The sequence below is a fragment of the Tepidiforma sp. genome (assembly GCF_034432735.1).
In the GTDB taxonomy this organism is placed as follows: domain Bacteria; phylum Chloroflexota; class Dehalococcoidia; order Tepidiformales; family Tepidiformaceae; genus Tepidiforma.
In genome coordinates, this window is record NZ_DAOUBJ010000022.1 from 1 (window position 1) to 6,827 (window position 6,827).

General features: G+C 70.2%; 9 protein-coding genes. 4 read left to right on the forward strand and 5 right to left on the reverse strand.

Annotated elements, in window-relative coordinates; all coding sequences use genetic code 11:
* The coding region (gene queC, locus VAE53_RS01740) for a 7-cyano-7-deazaguanine synthase QueC (RefSeq protein WP_322817636.1) at positions 1 to 703 on the forward strand (703 nt) is incomplete at its 5' end.
* Positions 703 to 1,413: a 7-carboxy-7-deazaguanine synthase QueE gene (locus VAE53_RS01745; protein WP_322817637.1), complete on the forward strand. Its 711-nt coding sequence runs from the start codon at positions 703 to 705 to the stop codon at positions 1,411 to 1,413. The genes queC and VAE53_RS01745, both read left to right, overlap by 1 nt.
* Before the next feature lie 11 nt (positions 1,414 to 1,424).
* Here the strand turns inward: VAE53_RS01745 and VAE53_RS01750 are convergent, their stop codons facing one another.
* The 4 genes from VAE53_RS01750 to VAE53_RS01765 form a co-directional block, all read right to left on the reverse strand.
* Entirely contained in the window at positions 1,425 to 1,970 is a 546-nt protein-coding gene (locus tag VAE53_RS01750) for a disulfide bond formation protein B (protein ID WP_322817638.1), read from the reverse strand.
* A 127-nt stretch (positions 1,971 to 2,097) separates the two neighbouring features.
* The gene (locus VAE53_RS01755) at positions 2,098 to 3,117 is read right to left on the reverse strand and encodes a cytochrome c oxidase assembly protein (RefSeq protein ID WP_322817639.1); all 1,020 of its coding nucleotides are present in this window, start codon (positions 3,115 to 3,117) and stop codon (positions 2,098 to 2,100) included.
* A 113-nt stretch (positions 3,118 to 3,230) separates the two neighbouring features.
* A complete protein-coding gene (locus VAE53_RS01760) occupies positions 3,231 to 4,211 on the reverse strand; it encodes a hypothetical protein (RefSeq protein ID WP_322817640.1) in 981 nt (326 codons plus the stop codon).
* A gap of 77 nt (positions 4,212 to 4,288) precedes the next feature.
* The gene (locus tag VAE53_RS01765; RefSeq protein ID WP_322817641.1) at positions 4,289 to 4,651 is read right to left on the reverse strand and encodes a CZB domain-containing protein; all 363 of its coding nucleotides are present in this window, start codon (positions 4,649 to 4,651) and stop codon (positions 4,289 to 4,291) included.
* 170 nt (positions 4,652 to 4,821) lie between these two features.
* Between VAE53_RS01765 and VAE53_RS01770 the strand changes: the two genes are divergently transcribed.
* Positions 4,822 to 5,325: a YeeE/YedE thiosulfate transporter family protein gene (locus tag VAE53_RS01770; protein WP_322817642.1), complete on the forward strand. Its 504-nt coding sequence runs from the start codon at positions 4,822 to 4,824 to the stop codon at positions 5,323 to 5,325.
* Between the two features lie 10 nt (positions 5,326 to 5,335).
* Complete coding sequence (locus VAE53_RS01775; RefSeq protein ID WP_322817643.1) at positions 5,336 to 5,782, forward strand: DUF6691 family protein; 447 nt, start codon at positions 5,336 to 5,338, stop codon at positions 5,780 to 5,782.
* A 114-nt stretch (positions 5,783 to 5,896) separates the two neighbouring features.
* Here VAE53_RS01775 and VAE53_RS01780 read toward each other — a convergent pair.
* Positions 5,897 to 6,827 (reverse strand): alpha/beta hydrolase fold domain-containing protein (locus tag VAE53_RS01780; RefSeq protein WP_322817644.1); only part of this gene is annotated, 931 nt, incomplete at its 5' end.

Here is a 6,827-nt window from a genome sequence, read left to right on the forward strand (position 1 = left end):
GGGCGGGCTGGATTCGACGACGGTGGCGGCTCACGCGGTGCGGGCCGGGGGGGATGTTCGCGGCTTGAGCATTGCCTACGGGCAGCGGCACGAGCGGGAGCTGCAGTCGGCCCGGGCGGTGGCGGCGGCGCTGGGCATCCCGCTGCTGGAGGTGGATGCGACGTTTTTCGGTCGGCTGGCGGCGCACTCTGCGCTGACGAGCGGGGCGTTCGAGCTGCCCGCCGACCGGCCGGCGGAAGCGATCGGGGCCGGGGTGCCGATCACCTACGTGCCGCTCCGGAATACATTTTTCGTGACGGTGGCGGCGGCCGCGCTGGAGAGTTGGCTGCTGGAGCGAATCGAGCGGGAGGGGGCGGAGCCTTCGACGATCGAGGGGGTGATTTACGTCGGGGCGAACGCGATCGACTACTCCGGCTACCCGGATTGCCGGCCGGAGTTCTACCGGGCGATCGAGCAGGTGCTCCGGCTGGGGAGCAAGGTGGGGACGGTGTACGACGTGCCGCTCCGGATCGAAGCGCCGATCATCGCGATGTCGAAGGCGGAGATCGTGCGCTACGGGACGGCGCTCGGGGCACCGCTCGGGCTGACCTGGAGCTGCTACGCGGGGGGAGACCGGCCGTGTGGGGCCTGCGATTCGTGCCGGCTGCGGGCGGAGGGGTTCGCGGCAGCGGGGCTCGCCGATCCGGCGCTGGGGATGGGCTGATGGATGCGCTGGTGGTTTCTCGCATGGCGGATGGCCGCCCGGAGATCTTCGCTTCGGTGCAGGGCGAGGGCGTTTCGATGGGGGTGCCGAGCACGTTCGTGCGGCTGGCGCTCTGCAATCTGCGCTGCGGTTGGTGCGATACGGCCTACACCTGGGATTGGGAGCGATTCGACCGTGCGGCCGGGACGATGCGGATGGCGCCCGAGGAGGTGGCGGATGTTGTCCGGGCGCTTCCCCCCCGGAACGTGGTGATCACGGGCGGGGAACCGCTGCTCCAGCGGCGGCAATTGGTGCCGCTGGCAGAAGCGCTCGTGGAGGGGGGCTTCCGGCTGGAGGTGGAGACGAACGGGACGGTGGCGCCGGGGCCGTTGGCGGGGCTGATCGACCAGTTCAACGTTTCGCCGAAGCTCGCGCATTCGGGCAATGTGGGGCTCAGGCGCCTGGTTCCGGAGGCGCTGCGAGCGTTGGTGGCGACGGGCAGGGCGTGGTTCAAGTTCGTGGTGGCGGAGCCGGGCGACCTTGCGGAGGTGCGCGAGATTTGCGCGCTCGTAGGAGTGGAGCCGGGCAGGGTGGTGCTGATGCCGGAGGGGACGACGGCGGGGGCGCTGAACGAGCGCGGGCGATGGCTGGCGGAGGTGTGCGCCCAGGAGGGGTATCGCTTCGGGACGCGGTTGCACATCCTGCTCTGGGGCGACCGGCGAGGGGTGTAGGGCGCGGCGGCTCAGACGAGGCCGCGGGCTTCGAGGTAGCGGATGCGCCAGGCGCCGACCTGGAGGAGGAGGATGGTGAGGAAGCTCGCGCCGGCCATGAAGGGGATGGAGACGAAGCCGAACTCTTCGACGAAGCGGACGGTGCAGGAGACGGCTTCGCCGGTGCAGAGCTGGGCCTGATTCGGGAAGAGTTGGAGCTGATAATGGTAGATGGAGATGGCGAGTCCGATGCCGGCGAGGGCGACGAGGTACTTGGCGGAAAGGCGATCGCGGGTGACGGCGGCCATGCCGAGGAGCACGGCGAGCGGGTACATGGCGATGCGCTGGAACCAGCAGAGTTCGCAGGGGGTGTAGTGGACGATTTCGGAGTAGTAGAGGGACGAGGCCATGGCGGTCGCGGCGATGGCGAACATCGCCTTTTGGCCGTGGCGGGTGAGGAAGGTGCGGACGCGAACGGCGGCGGGGTGTTCGGCGGCGAGGATGGCGAAGAGGGCGGCGAAGACGATGCCTATCGACCCGGCGGCGAGGACAGGCGAGACGTAGGGTTCGGATTCCATGGTTTCCCCGAGGCGAGCGGCCTGCGTTCGGGGCCATTGTACTGGGGCGACTGCCCGCGCCTGGGACAGGAACGGGAAAGGGGGCCGATTCGGGCGCCGGTTCGACCGAAATCGGCGGGAGCGACGCTCAGCCGCCGGTGGCCCGGGCTCGTTCGCGGGCGAGGCGGGCGTCGTGGCGCTTGGCTTCCCGCTCGTCGGCGCGGGCCCAGGCGGCGGCGGCGGCGATGGTGGCGATGAGCCCGAGCGCTTCGCCGGCGAGGAACATGATGGCGCCGCCGATCTGCTGGTCGAGGAGCGGGCGCGGGCCCCAGAGCCTGGGCTGGGCGGCGAGCTGTTGGTAGAGGACGCGGGAGGGCTCGTAGAAGAGGGAGCCGAGGAAGGCGTGGATGGGGACGAGGGCGAAGAGGTAGAAGAGCCGCACGGGATGGGGCAGGTTCCAGTGGGTGGGGTTGCCCCCGACGACCGGCCACCAGTAGTGGATGCCGGCGAAGAGGAAGACGGCATAGCCGCCGAAGTGGAGCCAATCGTTGGTGAAGGACGATTCGAAGAGGGGGGTGATGTACCAGAGGATGGGGACGGCGGCGAAGAGGAACAGCCCGACGATGGGGTTGGTGAAGAGTTCGAACCAGCGGGCGTGGGTGATGGGGTAGATCCAGCGCTCGCGCCGCTGGGGGCCGGCGGCGACGAGGAGGAGGGTCATCGGGCCGCCGAGGAGGATGAGCGGCGGCGCGATGGTGATGAGGATGAAGTGTTGGATCATGTGGACGAAGAGGAAGACGCGGTCGTACGCGGCGAGCGGACCGAAGACGGTGAGGATGACGAGGGCGATGCCGCTCATGAAGCTGGCCAGGCGCCAAGCGGGGAAGAGGCGGCCGCGGCCGGCATGGCGGACGCGCAGCCAGAGGAGGAGGTAGGCTGCGGCCGCGGAGAGGAGAAGGTACACGGGGAGCGGCTCGAGCGCGACGGTGAAGAAGACGTCGGGAAACTCGGGGGGCGGCACGTTGTCGACGCTGCAGACGAAGACGAAGGCGACGCTCGCGGAGTTGCCCGCCCGAAGCCACCAGGTGAGGAGTGCGGCGAAGGCGAGCCCGCCGACCCAGGCGAGGGCGAACTGGCGAGGGCCAAGGGCGGCGAGGCGGAGGGGCACGGTTTTAGTGTAGACGGTGGGCTTCGGCGGGGGGAGTCGGGGGCCGACGGGGCGGGGGGTGGACGACACGATGCGTGCGGGCTCTTGCCGACTTCTTGTCGGTTGCTCTGGTGCTACCTGGCCGGTTCGATGGCGATAAGGGTACGAGGCTGGCTCCAGGCGGTCGGCTGGTTGCCGATGAGGGTGCGGACGCGCCACCGGTAGGTGCCGGGGGCTGGCGGGATGAAGCGTTGGACTTGGGCAGCGCTGACGCGGCGGAGGGCGGTGCCGCTCGGCCCGGTGACTTCGAGTTCGTAACCGGTGACTCCGGGGCATGCGGAGTAGGCGAGGAGCGCTTCGGCGCTGGCGGGGGTCGCGGCGGCCTCGCCGGGCTTCCAGGGCTCGGATTGGCAGCGATAGGTGAATTCGGTGGGGAGCGTGCAGGTGAGGTCGGCGTGGGGCATGGCGCCAGCGGTGGGGATGAACCACGAGGCGACGCCGGTGCTCGCGGGGGCGATGCGCCGGGGCGGGCCGCCGTGGGGGTAGGCGACCCAAAGGGCCTTCGCCGAGCCTTCGGCGAGGAGGACGCCGCCCCCATCGGGGGACCAGGTGACCATCGTGAAGCGATCGCGCCCCTGGCCGGGCGCGAGGAAGATTCGGCGTTCGGTGCCGTCGGCGGAGGTCCAGGCGGCGGCGCCATTTTCGATGTCGATGCGTTCGCCGAGGACGGAGTAGTACTGTGGCGCGCCGACCTGGTAGATGCGGGGCGATTCGAGGGGGTCGAGGGCGAGGTCGTCGCCGGTAGTGGTGCGGATGGCGCGCCAGCCGATGCGGGTGAGCTCGGGGGTTACGTAGGCGATGGTTTCGGCATCGAGCCAGGTGATGGCGGTGATGCCGCCCCGGGTGGGCGGGCAGGCGCGGTCGGAGGGGCCGCCGGCGGCGGGGACCCAAGCGATGCAGCCGTTGCCATCGATGTAGGCGATCGTGCCGGCACCTGCTGGCGGCGCCGGGGCACCCTGCTCGTGAGGGGTCGATGCCGGCGGCGCGGCGTTGGTGCAGGCGATCGCTACGGTTGCGAGGGCGAGGGCGAGGGCGAGGCTCCGCCGGCGAAGCATGGTGTAAGTTTCGTGCGGCGGGCGCGCGCCGGCAGCGGCCGTCCGGCCGCGGGATGGGGCACCGGGCGTCCGGAGCGTCAGGCGGCCTGGAGCTTCTTCAAGGCGCCGACGAGGGCGGTGGACACGCGGCTGAAGGGCGAACTGAGCGCCATGGCAGCTTCGGCCTCTGCGCGCCGCCCGAGGAGGGCGAGCGTGAGAACTTTGGCGGCTTCTTGGTGAAATTCGGCGTGGAGCTTGCGGACTTCCTCGACGCCGGGATGGTTGGGCATGCTGGCTTTGGCCTCGCCGTAGATCCACTTGCCGAGGTCGCAGGCGTTGTCGGTCTTGACGACTTCGGGCCGCCACTCGCTCTTGCCGGTGGCGACGGCATCGCGAAGGCGTTGCTTCCACTGGCCGTGGGCGGCGATGGCTTTGGTGATGACGTCGGCGCTGACGGGCATGGATGATCCTCCTGCGTGTTCGTGGGCCGAACTGGCCACCGTGCTTTTCGGTTGGATGGGAGCGGGACTTGAGGACAGGGCGCGGGGGAACGGGCGGCGCCGGCGATGGTCGGTCGTGGGGAATGTCGGTGGGGTATGCTCAGCGCACACGAAGCATGGGAGGAAGTACGATGCCGCTCATTTTGCACGACCTCGACCCGCTGCCGTGGTGGCTGGCGGGGGCGGGGATTTCGTTGGTGACGCTGGCGTTGCTGTGGGTATCGAGCAACCGGCTAGGCGTTTCGACGGGGTTCGAAAATGTGTGTTCGCTGGTCGTTCGGGCGCCGTATTTTGGCCGCGAGGCCGTTCGTGGGTCGAACGGGTGGCGGCTGCCGCTGCTGGGCGGGCTGGTGCTGGGGGGCTTCCTCTCGGCGCTGCTCGGCGGGGGCTGGGAGCCGATGTGGGCGCTGGGGATGTTCGATGCGGAGATAGGCTGGGGGCCAGCGGGCAAGGTGGTCTGGATGTTCGTGGGCGGGCTGCTGATTGGCTTCGGCACGCGATTGGCGGGGGGTTGCACGAGCGGTCACGGGATTTTCGGGCTTTCGAACCTGGAGGTTCCGAGCCTCGTCGCGACCGTGAGCTTCATGGCGGCGGGCGTTGTGACCACGAACTTGATCTACCGGGTGATCGTCTAGGAGGCGCGGCGTGAGGCTCTTCTATCTTGTGCTCGGGACGGTGTTCGGGTTGATCCTCAGCCGGTCGGGGGCGGCCGATTACAACTACATCCAGGGGATGTTCCTGTTCGAGGAGTTCCAGCTCTATGGGATCATCGGGACGGCGGTGGCGCTCACGGCGCCGGGCATCTTGGTGTTGAAGCGGTACGGAAAGACGTTGACGGGGCGGCCGCTGGTGATCGAGCGGAAGCCGGGGCACCGGGGGAATGTGTACGGTGGCATCCTTTTTGGGGTGGGCTGGTCGATTACGGGGATGTGCCCGGGGCCGGTGTTGGTGAATGTGGGCGAGGGGAAGCTGTACGCGCTGGCGGCGCTTGCCGGGGTATTGGTGGGGGCGGGGGTGTTTGGCTGCTCGTACCGTTGGCTGGCGCGTCCGTTCGGACTGCCGCCGCTCGCGGTCGGGACGGGCGAGGGGTGACGGGCGTGGGCGGCGGGCGAGCGGGCGATCGCGTGTCGGGGTCTCGGGTGGGTGCGATGGCGGATGCGGCGGCGCACGTTCGGGGGAGCGAACGGTTCGCGGCTCGGCGGCCGCTCAGGCGGCGAACTGGCGGCCAAGCCACTCTTCCATGTCGCGGCGGGCGAGGCGAGCGAGCCGAGTCCCGGGCGTGAGGACATCGAATCCGTGGGGGGCGCCGGCGTAGACGCGCAGGTCGGTCGGGACGCCGGCGCGGGCGAGGCGAACGGCGTAGTCGACGTCTTCGTCGAGGAAGCCATCGAGGGCGCCGACCATGACGTAGGCTGGTGGGAGGCCGGCGAGGTCGGTGGCGCGGGCGGCGGCGGCGTAGGGCGGGACTTCGCCGCCGAAGCGTGGGCCGAGGTAGGCGCGCCAGCCGGCTTGGTTGGAGCGCGGGGTCCAGACGGGCACCTCCCAGCTGCTGGACGCTGTGACCATGCGGTCGTCGATCATGGGGTAGATGAGGAGCTGGAACGCGATCTGGAACTCGGCGCGGTCGCGGACGAGGAGGGCGAGGCCGGCGGCGAGCCCACCGCCGGCGGAGGCGCCACCGATGCCGAGGCGGGCGCGGTCGATCCCGAGCTCGGGGGCGTGGTCGACGACCCAGTGGAGGGCGGCGTAGCAATCTTCGAGTGGGCCGGGGTAGGGCGTTTCGGGGGCGAGGCGGTATTCGACGGAGATGCCGACGCAGCCGAGTGCGGGGCACCAGCGATCGAAGCGGATGTCGTCCATGGCGCGGGAGCCGAAGACGTAGCCGCCGCCGTGCATGTGGTAGAGGGCGGGGAGGAGCCCGGCGGAACCTTTGGGCCGGTGGACGCGGATGACGACATCGGGCGCGCCGGCGGGGCCAGGGACGGTGAGGTCGCGCCGCTCGACGGCATCGGAGAGGGGGAGCTGGGCGACCATGGCTTCGCGCTGGGCGCGGAGCGCGGGGAGATCGTCGAAGGCGAAGCCATCGAAGGTGGGCATGCCGGCGAGGGCGGCGGCGATTTCGGGGTCGAGGAGGGCG